The organism is Paradevosia shaoguanensis, assembly GCF_016801025.1.
In the GTDB taxonomy this organism is placed as follows: Bacteria; Pseudomonadota; Alphaproteobacteria; order Rhizobiales; family Devosiaceae; genus Paradevosia; species Paradevosia shaoguanensis.
Genome location: NZ_CP068983.1, coordinates 3340326 through 3357396, shown reverse-complemented (window position 1 = coordinate 3357396; position 17071 = coordinate 3340326). Strand labels below are relative to the sequence as shown.

Sequence of the window (17071 nt, the reverse complement as noted above, 5' to 3'; positions counted from 1 at the left end):
TAGGCCCCGGCTCTACGGCCGGGGAAGATCGAGCGGCTGGCTAGATACGAGTCAGCGAAACACCCAAAACAAAAAAGGCCGAGCACCCAGCCCGGCCTAACCCCACACCCCTGCACCTGCCGCTACTGCGCCGCACTAGCCGCCAGCGTCACCTTCAACCCATCGAGCTCCTCGCTCATCAGGATCTGGCACGACAACCGCGAAGTCGCCTTCACGTCGCCCACCGTATCGAGCAGATCCTCCTCCTCGTCGCTGCGCGCGCCCACCTTCCCGAACCATTCCGGATCGACATAGACGTGGCACGTCGCGCACGAGCAGGCGCCGCCGCACTCGGCCTTGATGTTGAGGCCCCAGTCGCGGATGACTTCCATCACCCGCCAGCCTTCGAGCCCTTCCAGTTCGTGCTCGACACCGGCCTGATCGGTAACGTGGATCTTCATCAGACCACGCCCAGCTTCTTCTGCAGCTTGGTCGAGGAGGTCGTGTACTGGAAGATCACGCGCTCGTCGGGCGAGACGATCTTCTTGGCCGCCTGCGCCATCAGCGCCGCCTCGTGGAAGCCGGAGAGGATGAGCTTGAGCTTGCCCGGATAGTGGTTGATGTCGCCGATGGCGAAGACGCCCGGCACCGAGGTCTCGAACTTCTCAGTATCGACGGTGATGAGGTTGTCGTTGAGCTCGAGGCCCCAATCCGCCACCGGGCCGAGCTTCATGGTCAGCCCGAAGAACGGCAGCAGCCGCGTAGCCGGCACCGAGAGGTCGCCCGCATCGGTCGCCAGGTGCACGTGGTTGATCTGCCCGTCGGCGCCTTCGAGCCGCGATACCTGGCCGAGGAGGAAGTTGATCTTGCCCTCCATCACCAGTTCCTTCATGCGGTTGACCGAGGCCGGCGCCGCCTTGAAGGCATCGCGACGGTGCACCAGCGTCAGCGAACGGACGATCGGCTGCAGGTTCAGCGTCCAGTCGAGCGCCGAGTCGCCGCCGCCGACGATCACCACGTCCTGGTCACGGAAATCTTCCATCTTGCGCACGGCGTAGAACACCGACGTGTTCTCGTAGGCCTCGATGCCCTCGACGGGCGGGCGCTTCGGCATGAACGAGCCGCCACCGGCTGCGATCACCACCACCTTGGCCACGAACACCTCGTCGGCATCCGTCGTCAGGCGGAACGTGCCGTCTTCCTGCTTGGTCACCGAGGTCACCATGCGGCTGTAATGGAACTCGGCGTTGAACGGGGCGATCTGCTGGAGCAGGTTGTCCGTCAGTTCCTGCCCGGTCACCACCGGGAAGGCCGGAATGTCATAGATCGGCTTTTCCGGGTAGAGCTCGGCGCACTGGCCGCCGGGGCGGTCCAGGATGTCGATGACATGGCATTTGAGGTCGAGCAGTCCGAGTTCGAACACCGAGAAAAGGCCCACCGGCCCAGCACCAATCACGACCACATCGGTGACGATTTCGTTTCCGCTCATTCTGCTCTCTAAATTCGGGGAGGTGCCGCGCCTTCAGCGCGCGCGGCGGAGATATGGGCGCGTACCTACGGGCACCTCGGTCTTGCCGACCGGTTGATAGAAAATGGCGACTTCGGCTAACGCCCCATCGAGCAGGGCCTTGCGCGTCGGCTGGTGGGTTACGACAAATGCGTTGATGCCGCAACGGCGCATGAGCGGAATCTGATCTGTCAAAACGTCGCCGATCGCCCGCACTTCGCCTTCAAACCCATAACGTTCACCCAGAAGCCGCGCCGTCGAATAGCCACGGCCATCCGTGAAAGCGGGGAAACTGATGGCGATCGAGGCGAAGCGCCCGAGGTCTTCCACCACGTCCTCCACCTTGTCGCCCGGCACTACGAGCAGCCCGAGCGGATGCGGGTTGTCGAGGAAAGCCTCGCGATTGCCGAGGAAGGTCTTCACCGGCACATGGGTATAGCGCGCCTTGGCCGGATCGCTCCCCTCTTCCCAGGCATGGAACGGATCGGCGATGAAACCGCCATCCTTGAAGAGGTTGTGCTCGGCACCCAGCACGGGCTTGGCGATCTCGCCGTTGAAGTCGAAATGGATGCCGCATTCCTTCTTGTTGAGCCCGCGCCAGCGCCCGGCCCGCGGGTCCTCGCCCTCGGTCACCGTCGTCGTGCACGGCGCGCAGCCGATCGACTTGTACCCGCTCTCGAAAAGCGGATGCTCCGGCAGCCCATGGTCGCGCTTGTACTGGTTGACGTCGGCATCCGAGAAATAGGCCAGCGGGTTGACCTTGATGCGATCGTCGCTCGTCAGCTCGAAATGGGGCAGCACCCCGCGTTCCTTGGTCTGGAAGCGCTTGCGCCCCGTCACCCAGCCCCCATATTGCGCCACGGCGGCGTCCAGCGGCTCGGTCTTGCGGATATGGCAGCAGGAATCCGGGTCGGTCTCCCACAATTCCCCATTGGGGTCGAACCGCGCCACGTCCCCGGCATCCGGCCGCAGCGCAACGACGTTGCGCAGGCCCAGATGTCGCTTGAGCGTCTCGACATAGTCCAGCGTCTCGCGGAAATGCTTGCCCGTTTCGAGGAAATAGACCGGCAGGCTCGGATCGACCTGCGCCACGATATGCAGCAGCACTGCCGAATCCGCCCCGAAGGACGAGACGATGGCCAGGTCCCCCGGCAGGATTTCGCTTGCCGCCTGCCGCAGCACGCCCACCGCATCCATCTCGTCGAACATGCCGTTAAGCGCGACGATGCCGAGCGCCCGCAGCTTGTCGGGCTTGGTCGCCGAAGAGAAAAGAACGTCAGCCAGCGCCATAAAGGGCCTCCTTGAACGGGGCTTCGCCCAGGCGCCTGAACGCCGCTATGAAAGTCTCGTCCGGGCTTTCGCGCCGCGCCACATAGGCGTCGACCAGCCGCTCGATGGCGTCCGGCACTTTCTCGGCCTCGAAGCCCGGTCCAAGGATTTTGCCGACCGAAGCATTCTCGGTCGCATCCCCGCCCAGCGTGATCTGGTAGAGCTCCCCGCCCTTCTTCTCGACGCCCAGAATGCCGATATGGCCGACATGGTGGTGCCCGCAGGCATTGATGCAGCCCGAAATCTTGATCTTGAGATCGCCGATTTCCTTCTGCCGCTCCTCGGAAGCGAATTTCTGCGAGATCGCCTGCGCGATGGGGATCGAGCGGGCATTGGCCAGCGCGCAATAATCGAGCCCCGGGCACGCGATCATGTCGGTGATGAGCCCGGCATTGCCGTCCGCCAGTTCCGCTGCAACCAGCGCATCGTAGACCGCGCGCAGGTCGCTGACCCGCACATGCGGCAGCACCAGGTTCTGCTCGTGCGTCACCCGCAGCTCGTCGAACGAATAGCGCTCGGCGAGATCAGCCACCGCCTCCATCTGCTCGGCCGTCGCATCGCCCGGCGCCCCGCCGATGGGCTTGAGCGACACCGTCAGGCTCACATAGCCCGGCTGGCGGTGGGAATTGAGGTTGCGCTCCAGCCAGCGGCCATAGGCCGGATCGAAGATCGCCTCGCGCGCCACGTCGATCCGCGTCGCCGCCAGTTCCTGGAATGCGGGCGGGGCAAAATAGGTGTTGATACGGTCAAGCTCTTCCTGCGGCAGCGTCAGCACGCCCCCACGCACCTCGGCGAACTCGGCCTCCACCTGCCCCTTGATGGTCTCCAGCCCCTCCTCGTGCACCAGGATCTTGATACGCGCCTTGAACTTGTTGTCGCGCCGCCCGTAGCGATTGTAGACGCGCAGAATGCTCTCGAGATAGGCCAGCAGGTGCTCGTGCGGCACATAGGCATTGATCATCTTGCCGACCATGGGCGTCCGCCCCAGCCCGCCGCCGACCCAGACCTCCCAGCCGATATCGCCGGCCGCGTTGGCCACCGCCTGCAGGCCGATATCGTGGAAGCGGATCGCCGCCCGGTCATTGGGCGCGCCCGTCATCGCGATCTTGAACTTGCGCGGCAGGTAGCTGAATTCGGGATGGAGGCTCGACCATTGCCGCAGGATTTCCGCCACCGGCCGCGGATCGATGATCTCGTCCGCCGCCGCGCCCGCGAACTGGTCCGTGGTGATGTTGCGGATGCAATTGCCCGAGGTCTGGATGGCATGCATCTCGACCGAGGACAATTCCTCCAGGATCGCCGGCACGTCCTTGAGCTTGGGCCAGTTGAACTGGATGTTCTGCCGCGTCGTGAAGTGCCCGTAGCCCCGGTCGTAGGTCCGCGCGATATGGGCGAGCTTGCGCAACTGGCGCGAGGACATCGTCCCGTAGGGCACCGCGATCCGCAGCATATAGGCATGCAATTGCAGGTAGAGCCCGTTCATCAGCCGCAGCGGCCGGAACTGGTCTTCGTTGAGCTCGCCCGCTATGCGGCGCCGCACCTGGTCGGAAAACTGCGCGACGCGGCCGCCGACGAAAGCCGCGTCGAATTCGTCATATCGATACATGACCGTCCTCGTAGAGATGCTGGCGGTCCAGGACCGGTGCGGTGGGACCCGTGGCGCGGATGCGTTCGCGCAGGCGCTCGGGAACGAGCAGGCCTTCGACCACCGACACCTTCTCGGTTTCGAGGCTGATGATCCGCAACGTCGCCTTGGTGGCGGCGATAGCCGCATCCCGCGCCTCGCCCTCCTCGGCCGCGAAGACCCGCGCCTCCTGCAGTTCTTCCACCCATTGCCCGCGCGGGTCGAGATAGACAGTTGCGCCCGAGATCAGCTCGTTTCCGGTGAGTATTTCCATAATCAGGCCACCTTGAATTCCGCCGCCGCAAGCGTCGCCGCCGCGGCCCAATCGCCATGCGCCACGGCTTCGCCCACGAAGATCACCGCCGGTCCGTCGGCGAAATCGGCGGCGCCGCCCGCCAACTCGCCCAGCGTCCCGCGATAGAGCGTCCTGCCGGCGCGTCCGGCATTCGCCACGATCCCCACCGGCAGGTGCCCCGAGGCGCCGTTCCGGATGAAGGCCAGCGCCACATCGGCCGCGATGCTCTTGCCCATGTAGAGCGCCACCGTCATGCCCGTAGCCGCCAGCGCCGCCCAATGCCGGACTTCGCCATCGTCGGCGCCATGCGCCGTCGCCATCACGAACCCGCTCGAAACCTTGCGCAGCGTCACCGGCGTCGCCGTATCGGCCGCCGCTGCCAGAGCCGCGGTCACGCCCGGCACGATCACGTAGTCGATCCCCGCCTTGCGCAGTGCCGCCACTTCCTCGCCCGCGCGTCCGAAGATCATCGGGTCGCCCGACTTGAGCCGCGCCACCTTCCTGCCCTCACGGGCAAGACGCACGATCAGCGTATTGATCTGCGCCTGGCTGAACGTATGGTTGCCCTTGGCCTTGCCCACCGAAATGCGCTCGGCATCGCGTCGGCCCATATCGACCACCGCCTGCGGCACCAGCTGATCGTGGACGATCACGTCGGCTTCCTGCAGCAGCCGCTGTGCGCGCAGGGTCAGCAGGTCCTCGGCGCCCGGCCCGGCTCCGATCAGCCACACCACACCCGCCGCGCCATCCTTGCCCGCATGGGCCTCAAGCAGCGCCGCGCCGGCCTCCGCCCCCTGCCCGGCTTCGACTGCCCGCTCGATCGCCGGCGAAGTCACCAGATCCTCGTAGAACCGCCGCGCCTCGGCCTTGCCGAGCCTCGCCGCCACGCGTCCGCGCAGCGAACCCGCCAACCGGGCAATCGCACCCAGCCGCGGCGACAGCGCCGCCTCGATCCGCGAGCGCACCAGCCGCGCCAACACCGGCGCATCTCCTTCCGAGGAAATGGCGATGGTCAGCGGGGCCCGCTCGACGATCGAAGGCGTATAGAAATCGCATTCCGCCGGCACATCGACGACATTGAGCGGAATATTCCGCGCCCGCGCCGCCGCAATCGCAGCGCGGCCGTCATCCCCATGATCGGCGACGAAAACCAGTGCCGCGCCGTCGAGGTCGCTTTCGGCAAAACGCCGCCCGATCACCGTCGCCCCGAGCCCGGAAAAATCGGCCTCGACCTGCTCCGAGATAATCACGACTTGTGCGGTAGTCTTTACTGCCAACCGGGCTTTGTTGAGGGCTTCTTCTCCACCGCCGACGATGACGATGCGCTGACCCCGGACCTTGTAGCTCAACGGGAATGTGTTGAGTTTACCCAATTGCAAACCTTTCGCTGAGCGCGAAAAGTACTGGTTTTGCTGGAGTTTTCACAAGGCGCGGGGCCGCGATAGCTTTAATATTTCCCCGCCGCGACCCGCCGTAGAACGCCACTCGGTCGCCGGGTCACCTGCAGCGAAAACCAATCTGGCAAAGCCCCCGCCGGAGAAATGCCACACGGCTCCCGAGGTATCTGATCAGCGAAATGGATTTCTTCCAAGCGACGCCGAAAGCAAATCCCGTTGCTCGTGCCGCCCCGCACTTCCTTCCCCGGCCGAAGAGCCGAGGCCCACGGATCCCTCCCCCGCCCGGAGTTACCCCTTCACGCTCCCCTGCGTGGTAATCGCCGCAATGATCCGCTTCTGGAACACGAGGAAAACAATGATCGCCGGCAGCGCCGCCATCACCACCGTGGAATTACCCGCGCCCGGTACCTGGTCGATGGCCACGGCCACGTTCATCTTCTCTTCCTTGGTCACCACCAGGAACGGCCAGAGAAACGCGTTCCACGCGCCGATGAAGGTGATGATCCCCAGCCCCGCCGTGATGCCCCCGCTCAGCGGCAGGAACAGCCGCCAGAGCATCCGGAACTCGGAGGCATTGTCCATGATGCCCGCCTCGCGCAGCTCCTTGGGCAGGCCGTCGAAATGCTGCTTGTAGACGATCACCGCCAGCGGCGCGATGAGCTGCGGCAGGATCACGCCCGCCCAGGAATTGATGAAGCCGAACTGGAACATCAGGAAGAAGTGGCTGACGATGAGTGCCTGCACCGGCACCGCGAAACTCGCCAGCACCAGCCACCACAGCACCTTGCGCCCCGGAAACTGCAATTGCGAGAGCGCATAGCCGCACGTCGCGCCGGTAAACAGCACACCCGCTGTCACCCCGGCCGAAGTCACCACCGAATTGAGATACCACAGCGGCAGCTGCGTGCTGGTGAGCACCCGATAATACTCACCCAGGAAATTGCCGCCCGCCAGCGAACGCGCAAACGTCGCCCAGATCGGATAGAACCACATCGCTGCGAAGAGCGCTGTTCCTGCGGTCAGCAGCCACCCGGCTCCCACCCGCGGAAACCGCCCCGGCGAAAGCGCCCAGGCCTCCGATTTCAGCGACTGGTCGGTCAAAAGCTGATTCCCTCGAAACGGAGGGCTATCCGATAGGGATCAGGCCACGTGTGCAAGAGGGAAAGGGTGAGGTGCTACCCCTCACCCCTGCCGTGTCGGCACATGCACTTCGAGCCCATCCAGCTCGTCACGCACCTTGATCTGGCACGAAAGCCGGCTGTTGGCCCGCACGTCGAAGGCGAAATCGAGCATGTCTTCCTCCATCACGGAGGGACCGCCGACCGTTTCGGTCCAGGCGTCGTCGACATAGACGTGGCACGTTGCGCAGGTGCAGGCGCCGCCGCATTCGGCGACAATGCCCGGCACGCCGTTCATGATGGCGTTTTCCATGACGGTCGAGCCGTTTTCGGCCTCGACCTCGATGCGAGTTCCGTCCGGCTCGATATAGGTGATCTTGGTCATAAGGGATTGAATGCTTTTCGATGTGTTGCTGGGGATATAGCGGCCCGGCCCCCTCGGGACAAGGCGCGCGCCTGCATGGCAGGCCGACGCAAATGGCTTGCATCGGTCACGAATTTGTGGGCACCAGATCGCCGATCTGATCGTGCGCGCCGACATCCCGTCCGGCACGCTGGGGAACTGGGGAAGCCGGAGAGGGTCCATAGGCCGATAGTCATGCTGCTCGCCCTGATCCAGCCCATCCTGCTCTTCATCTTTGCCGCCGCCATCGGCGGCCTCTGGGCGTGGCGCCGGCAGAACTTGCAGCTCGCGTTCATGGCCATCGGCTTTGCCCTTTTCGGGCTCGGCCTCGTCATCCAGATTACCGAGATCCCCGCTGGCCTCGTGCCCAACGCCATCGCCTCGGCCCTCGCCTATGGCAGCGGCGTCACCGTTTTCGCCATCGGCGTTCTCACCCGCGCCGGCTTGCCCGAGCTCGGCTTCGCCCCGGCGTTTGTCGGCGCCGTGATGGTCGTCGGCATCTGGTATTTCGCCGCCGTCGACTACAACCTGATGGCCCGCGTCTACATCCTCAATTTCGGCCTGGGCCTCGTCCTGCTGGCCGGCGCCTGGCTCGCCCGTTCCCTGCGCCACGGCACCGCGACCGACCGCATCCTCTTCTGGCTCGTCGTCGGCCTCGGCCTGCACTTCTTCCCGCGCACCATCCTCACGGCCGGCAGCATCGTCAGCGACGGTCCAGGGGAATTCGGCCAGACGCTCTTCTGGCGCACCGCCACCTTCGCCTCGGCTATTCTCGGCCTCGTCATGGGCATCGGCATCATCGTCCTCACCATGGCCGACGTCATCGCCTCCACCCAGAAGGAGCGCGATACCGATCCCCTCACCGGCCTCGCCAATCGCCGCGGCCTCGAAGCCGAGGCGCGCCGGCTGATGGCCGATCCCGCCTTCGAGCCGATCTCCCTCATCGTCTGCGATCTCGATAACTTCAAATCGGTCAACGACCGCTTCGGTCACGCGGCCGGCGACGAAGTGCTGCGCATCTTCGCCGATACCCTGCGCGAAAACACCCGCGGCCATGATCTCCTCGCCCGCCAGGGCGGCGAGGAATTCGTCGCCCTCCTGCCCCGCTTCCCGGCCGAGCAGGCCCTGGCCTTTGCCGAGCGCCTGCGGCTCGCCGTTGCCGCCCACAGCTTCGATGAGGCCGCGGCGGGCCTTTCGGTCACCTGCAGCCTGGGCGTCGTTCAGATCAGAAAGGGTGAAACTCTGGAAGCGGCTCTCGCCCGCGCCGACGAGCTGCTCTACGCCGCCAAGCACAATGGCCGCAACCGCACCTATGCCGAGCGCATCGGGCCGGTAGGCCGCAAGAGCAAGTCGCCCGGCCGCGCCTAGTGTCCGTACTCACTTGCACCGGTAGATGAGGTTGCGATGGCCGCCCCACCCCCGGACTTCCCCGGACTTGATCCGGGGCCTATTGCCACCCTCCACTCGAGTGGAGCAATCCGTGGGCGGCCGGGGAAGTTCAGTGGTTGTGGCGCGGCAGACGGACAGCGCCTTCCGTTGGAATCTGTCGGATGGGAAGATAAGCGCTCCGGGGTGCCGGGACTTATTGAGTACGGACCCTAGGGCCTGTTCAGGTCGCTTCCTGCTCGAGCAGATCCGTGATGAACGCCCGCGTCTCTTCGACCGTCATGGCGATATCGTCGATCCGCTCGGGATTGATTTCCCCATCGCGCACTTCGTGCTCGGCCAGCTTGCACATGTCCACGATCCCCCAGGCGCCCACGCCCGAGGCCGCGCCACGCAGCGCGTGCAGGTTCATCAGCAGTTCGTCGCTATTGGTCGAGGCTTCCAGGCGCTTGAAATAGGCCCGGGCTACCTCGTCGAACATGCGCAGCACCTCGCATTCCAGCGCCCAGTCGCCGAGCGTCTGCTTGGCCAGATGCACCAGATCGATAGGCCTGCGTCGCGCCGCGGCTTCATAGGCCGCTGGAAACAGCGCTTCGAGGGAACGAGCCATTGGGGCCACCATCCTTGCGGTTCGCTGAGCGCTTCTGCACCCAGTGATTCGAACCTATGGCTCCGCCCTGAATCGCGTCTTAAGCCGGATGGTAAACGGGAGAAGTCCCGGACCTGTGGGAGTTTGCGGCTTTCTCCCTGTGAAAATTAACCTTTCATTAAGAAAGGGTTCGGTTTGCATAAAATTTGACGTATAAAAGTGTGTTACCAACGCGCGGCGGCGAAGGTACCGGGGCAAGTCGAGCGCATTTTGGTCGAATTGTACCGATTTGAAGGTCGTCCTGGAAACGGGTGGGGCTTCACTATGACTCGCGCGCCGCCCTGTCGGAACTAGCCGACGCAAGAGTTGTAAAGAGTATGGCGAAACAATCGAACTCCCCCGCAAACGATCCCGCCGCGTTGGCTTTCTCGGCAGTCGAGGACGCCCTCAAGGCATCGGTGTTCGATATGGACACCACGCCCGCCCCTGCACGGCCGGCTTCGCAATCGTCGCGTTCGGACCGGCTGCGTACCGCCGATAAGATCGCCGCACAGGCAGGTTCGGTCGCCAATGACGACCGGCTGCAAGGCTCCAAGATTCTCTACGGCCTGCAGACCCGCGCCTCCTCCACCCCGACCTGGATCGCGCTCGCCGCGTCCGTCGTGTGGGTGGCCGGCACGGTCATCGCAGGCGCCCTGCGCTTCAGCGCCGATTTCAGCAAGCCCGGTTTCTTCGGCTCGCTCGAATTCATGACCTGGCTGGGCATCGTCATCATTCCGGTCGTCGGCTTCTTCGCCGTGGCCACCCTCGTGCGCCGCGCGCAGGACCTGCGCCTCGCCGCTACCTCGATCACCCAGGCTGCCGTTCGCCTCGCCGAGCCCGAAACCACCGCGTCCGAAAAGGTCGCCTCGGTCGGCCAGGCCGTTCGCCGCGAAGTCAACGCGCTGGGCGATGGCCTTGAGCGCGCCCTCTCGCGTGCCGGCGAGCTCGAAGTGATGATCCACAACGAGGTCACCGCGCTCGAAAAGACCTATTCGGAGAACGAGCAGCGCATGCGCGCGCTCATCGCCGAGCTGGCCAACCAGCGCGAAGCCGTCATCACCAATACTGACAAGGTCCGCGAGGCCATCACCGAATCCCATACCGGCCTCGTCTTCGACCTCGACATGATCAGCCAGCGTATTTCCGGCACGCTGGTCGAGAGCGGCGGCAACCTCACCAAGGCCCTCGAAACGGCCGGCGCCACGCTCAACAACGCCTTTGCCGAGCGTTCGGATTCGTTCGTCTCGCTGATGGACAACCGTACGTCCGACCTCATCTCCCAGCTCGATGAGAGCGCCACGCGCCTCAACATGACCCTGGAAGACCGCACCGCCGGCGTCACTGGCGCCTTTGACGGCCGCACCGAGGAACTGGCCGCGCTCATCGACGCGCGCGTCAGCGCCCTCACCGAAGCGCTCGACGAGCGGTCTGCCTCCTTCTCGACCGAGATCGATTCCCGCACCACCGCGCTTTCGTCTCTCCTTTCCGAAGGCGGCCTGGCCCTCCTCGACCAGCTGCGTGATCGCGGCCATGAAGTTTCGGGCTCCCTCGACAGCATCGGCTCGCGCATTTCCGCCGATATCTCGGCGCGCACGCACGAGGCCGAACTGGTGCTCGGCACCCTGTCGCGCCAGCTCGACGAGAGCGTGGCCATCCACATCAACTCGATGGAAAGCCGCCTGCAATCGGCCCTGATCGAGCTCGGCGGCGCCCTAGACGAATCCTCCGAGCGCGCCCGCCTGACGCTGGCCAATGCCGGCCAGGATTCGCTCTCGGCCTTCGACAACCGTCTCGATGAAATCTCGACCGGCATCGACACGCGCCTGCACTCCCTCGACAACGTGCTCGGCACCAAGGGCGACCACATCATCGAGGCCCTCGATCGCCACGCCTCGACCTTCACTGCCCGCGCCAATGTTCTCGAAATGGCGCTCGATGAGAAGTCCGGCCACTTCAACGATGTGGTCTCGCGCCACACCCAGGAAATGGCCGACACCATCGATTCCCGCGCCCGCCTCATCACCGAGACGGTGGCCGACCGCAGCCGCGAACTGTCCGGCAACATCGAGGAGCACGCCCGCGTTCTCGCCGATGCGCTCGACGATCGCAGCCGCCTGCTGGCCGACACCATTTCGAGCCATACCAGCGAGCTGACCACGGCGCTGGAAGGCCATACCGACCGCTTCTCGCAGGAGCTCTCGACCCGCACCTCCACCCTCTCGGATACGCTGGCCGACCGTACCTCCGCCCTGTCCTCGGCGCTCGACAACCGCACCTCCGCGCTGTCTTCCGCCCTCGACAACCGCACGTCGGCCCTCTCGGCCGCGCTCGAAGATCGCGCCACCGCGCTCTCCGACGCGCTGGTCGGCCACACCACCGAGCTTTCCGACGCTCTCCTCAGCCGCACCGGCGAGCTGTCCGAGACCCTGGCCAGCCGCACGGGCGAACTCACCGACGCGCTGTCGAGCCGCACCATCGAGCTCTCGGGCGCCCTGGCGACCCACACCACCGAGCTCTCCAACACCCTCGACAACCGCACCACGCAGCTTTCCGATACCCTCCAGGCCCGTACCGGCCAGTTGGCGGATACGCTCCAGGCGCGCACCGGCCAGCTCAGCGATGCCCTCGCTGCCAGCACGGGCCAGCTCGCCGATACGCTTGACGCGCGCTCCACCCACCTTGCGGAAACGCTCGACGCCCGCACCGCGGCCATGTCCGGCGCTCTCGAAGACCGCACGATGCAGCTCTCCAGCACGCTCGATGCGCGCAGCGCTGCCCTCAGCGAAGCGCTCGAAGGCCAGACCGCGACCCTGTCGGCCGCCATCGAGACCCGCACCTCGATCCTCTCGGATTCGCTCGACAGCCACACCACCCAGCTCGCCGACACCCTCGGCAGCCGGATCGGCGCGCTCGAGAACGAACTCGAATCCCGCACCGTCCAGCTCTCGACCACCCTCGACAATCGCGCCGAGAAGCTGGCCAACGCCATCGAGCAGCACTCGGCCGCCGTGGCCTCCACCATGGACGAGCATACCAGCCGCATCTCCGGCGCCCTGCTCGACGGCACCAGCGCGCTCACCGATGCGCTCTCGGGCCACACCAACGTCCTCAACGACGCCCTTCAGGGCCGTACCGAGGAACTGTCTGCCGCCATCACCGAGCGCACCCAGCACATGGCGTCCACGCTCGAGGAACGCGCCAGCGAAGTCACCAACGCGCTCGACGGCCGCACCCGCCAGCTGGCCGGCGCCATCGGCGAACGCTCCCAGCAGCTGTCCGATGCCCTCGGCCTGCGCACCCAGCAGCTCTCGGACGTTCTGGGCAGCCACACCTCCTCGATTTCGGACGCCCTCGCCAACCGCACCGCGGAACTGGCTCAGGCCATCGACGAGCAGGGTGCGGCCGCCCACGACAAGATCGACCAGAGCCTGCGCAACGTCTCGGATGCCCTCAGCACCCGCGCCGGCGAAGTGTCCGACCTCATCGCCAGCAAGGTTGCCGAGGTCAACACCAACCTCGGCCAGGGCATCGACGACGCCATCGCCCGCATCGTCCATGCCGAGAGCGGCGTGACTGCCCGTATCGATCAGGCTGCCGCCACGGTTGGTGAATCCAGCCGCCGCGCTGCCGACATCATCGAGACCGGCGTCGAATCCGCCCGCCAGTCCCTCACCGAGCTCGTGGACGAGCGCCTGGGCACCCTGCCCGAGGCCATCACCGCCCGCGCCGACATCACGGCCGACCGCCTGGCCGCGCTCAATGCAGCGATCAACACCTCGCTCGTGCAGTCCATGGCCGATCTCGAATCCGGCGCCGACCGCATCGAGGAGACGATCACCAACCGCATCAGCGTCGCCACCGCCGGCATTTCCGACGAAGTCTCCGCCCATGCCAACCGCATGGACTCGGCGGTCCGCTCGGCCCTCGTGCAGATCCAGCACGCGGCCTCGACCATCGAGGACCTCGTCACCAACAAGGCTTCGGTTGCCGCCCACGACATCGGCGCGAGCATGAATGCGCTCAACCAGTCGCTGTCGCAGCACACCAACATGTTCGCCGCGATCGTCAACGAGAAGTCCAACCTGCTCCAGGGCGTCCTGGCCGGCCACGGCAACCTGCTGCGCGATGCGCTGGCCGAAAATGCCAAGGAAGCCGAAGCGGTCATGCAGGTTTCGACCTCGCGCATCCTCACCGATGTCACCGCGGCCCTCGGCAAGCTCAACGACAGCAACATCCTGCTCCAGCGCGTCCTCGACGCCTCGACCAGCAACCTCGCCAATCTCGAGACCGCCGTCGCCCAGCAGACCCAGACCTACTCGAACACCGTTCGCGACGCGATCGGCTCCACCGAGCAGGCCGGCAAGCTGGTCACCGAGCACGTCTCGGCCCTGCAGCTGACCATCCGCGGCATGCTCCAGGAATTCGGCTCCCTGCTCGGCAATCTCCATTCCGAGACCGACAGCATGGGCAAGGCTGCCGAAAACCTGCAGGCTACCGGCCAGTATTCGCTCCAGGCCCTCGAAGATCGTCGTGGCGCCATGGATGCCCTGGCCTCGAGCTTCGCTGCCCGCGCCGACGACATCGACACCCGCATGCGCGGCTTCGCCCAGTCGATTGCCGACACCGTCAACGACACCGAGCGCCGCCTGCTCGTCGCCCGCAAGGCGATGGAAGACGCGCTCCATGAATCGTCCGCGTCGGTGGAATCGGTGCTCGACAACACCACCAGCTCGGTCTCTGGCGCCCTCTCGGATACCGCCAACCGTGTCTCGGCCGCCCTCTCGCTCACCAGCGGCAACGTGAGCAACGTGCTCTCGACCGCCACCGGTTCCGTGCAGGACGCGCTCAACACCACCACCAGCGAAGTCGCCGCCCGCCTTGCCGAGCTGCGCACCACCGCCGGTGCCGAAGGCCAGCGCGCCGATGTCGCCCTGCGCCAGACGCAGGAACGCATGGTCGCCGAAATGCAGAAGGCCATCGAGGAGGCGACCCGTCGCTTCAACGATACCGCCACGGCCATGCGCGCCACCGCCAAGGAAGTCGGCTCCGAGCTTGAAGCCACCCGTGCCGAGCTTCAGCGCGGCGTCGTCGAGCTGCCGGAAGAAACCCGCGCCAGCGCCGCTGCCATGCGTCGCGTCGTGGCCGAGCAGATCGAGGCCCTGTCCGAGCTCAACGCCATCGTGCGTTCGCAGTCCGCGACCCACGATGCCGAAGAGCGCCGCCCGGCCGCCCGCCCTGCCCCGCAGGCTCCGCGCCAGGAAGCCTATCGTCAGCCGGAATACCGCCAGCCCGAGCCGCCGCGTGCCGCTCCGGTCCAGCAGCAGCCCCAGCCGCAGCAGCAGGCTCCGCGCCGTGAGGCCGAAGCCGATGTCGCCACCGCTACGCGTGACGACAATGGTGGCTGGCTCCGCGACGTCCTGCGCAACGCCACGGCCAAGCAGCAGCAGTCCGGCCAGGCCAGCCTCTCCAGTCTCACCGACGAGATCGCCCGTTCCATGGACGAGCCCGCTTTCGGTGATGCCTGGGCCCGCTACCAGGCCGGCGAATCCAATGTCTTCTCGCGCCGCATCTACACGCTCTCCGGTCAGAGCACCTATGATGACGTCCGCAAGAAGCTCCAGCGCGATGCCGACTTCGCCCGTACGGCGCAGTCCTACATGATCGAGTTCGAGCAGCTCCTCAAGCGCGCCGCCGCCGGCCCGCGCGCCGCTGCCGAAACCCGCGAATACCTCCTCTCCGACCGCGGCAAGGTCTACACCATGCTGGCCCACGCCTCCGGTCGCCTGAGCTGACGAGACCTCCAAAACGTCAGACTGAAGAACCCCGCGTCCATCGCGGGGTTTTTTCTTTTATGGCCAGCCGCGAAGGCCGAGGCTCTAGAGGCCACGCGCAAACTTATCCACCCATCCAACCCCCGGATTACACTAGGCAATCCAGGCCGCACCAACGCGCGCCGGCAAGGAGGAAAAAAACAAATCGTGGAATTGGCTCCAAACTCCCGCAAAACCCGCGAAAGAATCCCGAACATTCCCCGAAATTGAGTCAAAATTTAACGATTTGCGGGCCCTGAGCGCCATCAATACCAAACGATATCAATAGCTTAGCGCGAAGCTACCCCGCCAAAACCGTGCAAAAAACCACCCGTGAAACAATGCTTCACGCGGCTTGTGCCTTCGGCGCCATCATCCGCAGCGACAGCCACACGCACCCGCCGCCCGCCAGCGCGAAGAGTGCCGCCACCAGATAGGCGTGCGGTCCCATCAGCCCGACCAGCCAGCCGAACCCGATCAGCGCCACCACCGACATGGATTGCTGCAGCACCACGAAATAGCTCTGCGCCTCTGCCGCGATATCCTCGCTGGTCCAGTTGGTGATGAAATGCACCGAGGCCAGGAACCCCAGCGAGAAGGTCACCGCATGAGTCAGCTGCAACGGGATCAGCAGCCAGATCGGCGGCGAGAACGCCATCGCCACCCAGCGCGCCGCGGCCACCAGCGCCGCCAGCAGGATCAGGTGCCGCGCCGAGAAGCGAGTGGAGAAGTGCTTCCAGGCGAACATCATCGAAGCCTCGGCAAAGGCGCCCAGCGCCACCAGTGGCCCGATCACCCATTCGGGTATCCCCTGCTCCATCCAGAGCAGGGCCGCGAAGGCGTTGAGGATGAAGTGCGTGCCGAAGACCATGGCGAACCCGAAGATCGGCAGCACGAACCACGGCTTGAGCAGTTCCCGCGCCTTGCCCGCCACCGGCACGCTCTCGGCCAGCGTCGCCTGCTGCTCTGGCGAGCGGAACTGCGGCAGCCCCAGCGCCGTCGACGCGCGCAGCAGCGACAGCGCCACGAAGATCGGCACGAACGCCGCCGTGCCGAAAGCCGCGATAGCAAAGCCGGTCGAGGCGTTGATCACCATGTAGCCCACCGTGCCCCAGGCGCGTATGGTGCCATAATCCGTGCCCCGGCGCCGGGTCATGCGCATCGTCGCCGCGTCCACCACCGGGTTCACCGCCGAGTTCGGCAGCGCCGCCAGCGTCCAGACCAGCAGGATGCCCCAGAACTCGTTGACGAAGAACAGCCCCACCGGGATCACCCCGGCGACGAGCGAGCCGATGACGATGACCGACCGCCAGTCCTTCGCCCGGTCGGCGATCCGCCCCACCACGATGTTGACCAGCAGCATCAGCAGCATCGGCACCGCATTGATGATGCCGATCTCGCCCGGCGATATCCCCATGGCATTGAGCCAGAGCGGCAGCGCGATCACCGCGGCGCCATTGGCCATGAACAGGGTGAAGTAAAAGCCGGTCGTGCGCAGCTCGGGCGTAAGGCGCCCGGCCTGGTTCGTGGGGGACATCGGGAAAAGAGCTCCGGACGCGAGGATGCGCCCGGAACGCAGCTATGCCCGTTCC

Annotated in this window: 12 protein-coding genes; 2 read left to right on the top strand and 10 right to left on the bottom strand. The window is 65.6% G+C overall.

Annotated features, from left to right (window positions below):
• Positions 1–122: 122 nt before the first annotated feature.
• The 8 genes from JNE37_RS16225 to JNE37_RS16190 form a co-directional block, all read right to left on the bottom strand.
• The gene (locus JNE37_RS16225) at positions 123–440 is read right to left on the bottom strand and encodes a 2Fe-2S iron-sulfur cluster-binding protein (RefSeq protein WP_203063832.1); all 318 of its coding nucleotides are present in this window, start codon (positions 438–440) and stop codon (positions 123–125) included.
• Positions 440–1468, bottom strand: a complete 1029-nt coding sequence (locus tag JNE37_RS16220) for an NAD(P)/FAD-dependent oxidoreductase (RefSeq protein WP_035033449.1) — start codon at positions 1466–1468, stop codon at positions 440–442. The genes JNE37_RS16225 and JNE37_RS16220 overlap by 1 nt, the downstream gene beginning before the upstream one ends.
• Positions 1469–1501: 33 nt before the next feature.
• Entirely contained in the window at positions 1502–2776 is a 1275-nt protein-coding gene (locus tag JNE37_RS16215) for a phosphoadenylyl-sulfate reductase (protein ID WP_203063830.1), read from the bottom strand.
• Positions 2763–4421 carry a nitrite/sulfite reductase gene (locus JNE37_RS16210; RefSeq protein ID WP_203063829.1) on the bottom strand — a complete coding sequence of 553 codons (1659 nt, stop codon included), beginning with the start codon at positions 4419–4421 and terminating at the stop codon, positions 2763–2765. The genes JNE37_RS16215 and JNE37_RS16210 overlap by 14 nt, the downstream gene beginning before the upstream one ends.
• Positions 4408–4713, bottom strand: coding sequence for a DUF2849 domain-containing protein (locus tag JNE37_RS16205; protein WP_203063827.1), 306 nt, complete (start codon positions 4711–4713; stop codon positions 4408–4410). Before JNE37_RS16205 ends, JNE37_RS16210 begins: the two co-directional genes overlap by 14 nt.
• A gap of 2 nt (positions 4714–4715) precedes the next feature.
• On the bottom strand, positions 4716–6107 hold the full coding sequence (gene cysG / locus JNE37_RS16200) for a siroheme synthase CysG (protein WP_203063825.1): 1392 nt from the start codon (positions 6105–6107) through the stop codon (positions 4716–4718).
• 312 nt (positions 6108–6419) lie between these two features.
• Entirely contained in the window at positions 6420–7232 is an 813-nt protein-coding gene (locus tag JNE37_RS16195; protein WP_246513329.1) for a carbohydrate ABC transporter permease, read from the bottom strand.
• Positions 7233–7313: 81 nt separating this feature from the next.
• Positions 7314–7634 (bottom strand): 2Fe-2S iron-sulfur cluster-binding protein, encoded by a 321-nt coding sequence (locus tag JNE37_RS16190; protein ID WP_035033440.1) that lies wholly within the window; start codon positions 7632–7634, stop codon positions 7314–7316.
• Positions 7635–7847: 213 nt separating this feature from the next.
• On the opposite strand from JNE37_RS16190, the gene JNE37_RS16185 reads away from it, so the two are divergent.
• Positions 7848–9020, top strand: coding sequence for a GGDEF domain-containing protein (locus JNE37_RS16185; RefSeq protein WP_203063824.1), 1173 nt, complete (start codon positions 7848–7850; stop codon positions 9018–9020).
• A 241-nt stretch (positions 9021–9261) separates the two neighbouring features.
• Here the strand turns inward: JNE37_RS16185 and JNE37_RS16180 are convergent, their stop codons facing one another.
• Positions 9262–9648 carry an Hpt domain-containing protein gene (locus JNE37_RS16180; RefSeq protein ID WP_052015283.1) on the bottom strand — a complete coding sequence of 129 codons (387 nt, stop codon included), beginning with the start codon at positions 9646–9648 and terminating at the stop codon, positions 9262–9264.
• 356 nt (positions 9649–10004) lie between these two features.
• Here JNE37_RS16180 and JNE37_RS16175 point away from each other — a divergent pair, with 356 nt between their 5' ends.
• Positions 10005–15461, top strand: a complete 5457-nt coding sequence (locus JNE37_RS16175) for an apolipoprotein A-IV repeat region-like domain-containing protein (RefSeq protein WP_203063823.1) — start codon at positions 10005–10007, stop codon at positions 15459–15461.
• Between the two features lie 364 nt (positions 15462–15825).
• On the opposite strand, the gene JNE37_RS16170 is transcribed toward JNE37_RS16175, so the two are convergent.
• On the bottom strand, positions 15826–17016 hold the full coding sequence (locus JNE37_RS16170; protein ID WP_203063822.1) for an MFS transporter: 1191 nt from the start codon (positions 17014–17016) through the stop codon (positions 15826–15828).
• Positions 17017–17071 lie beyond the last annotated feature (55 nt).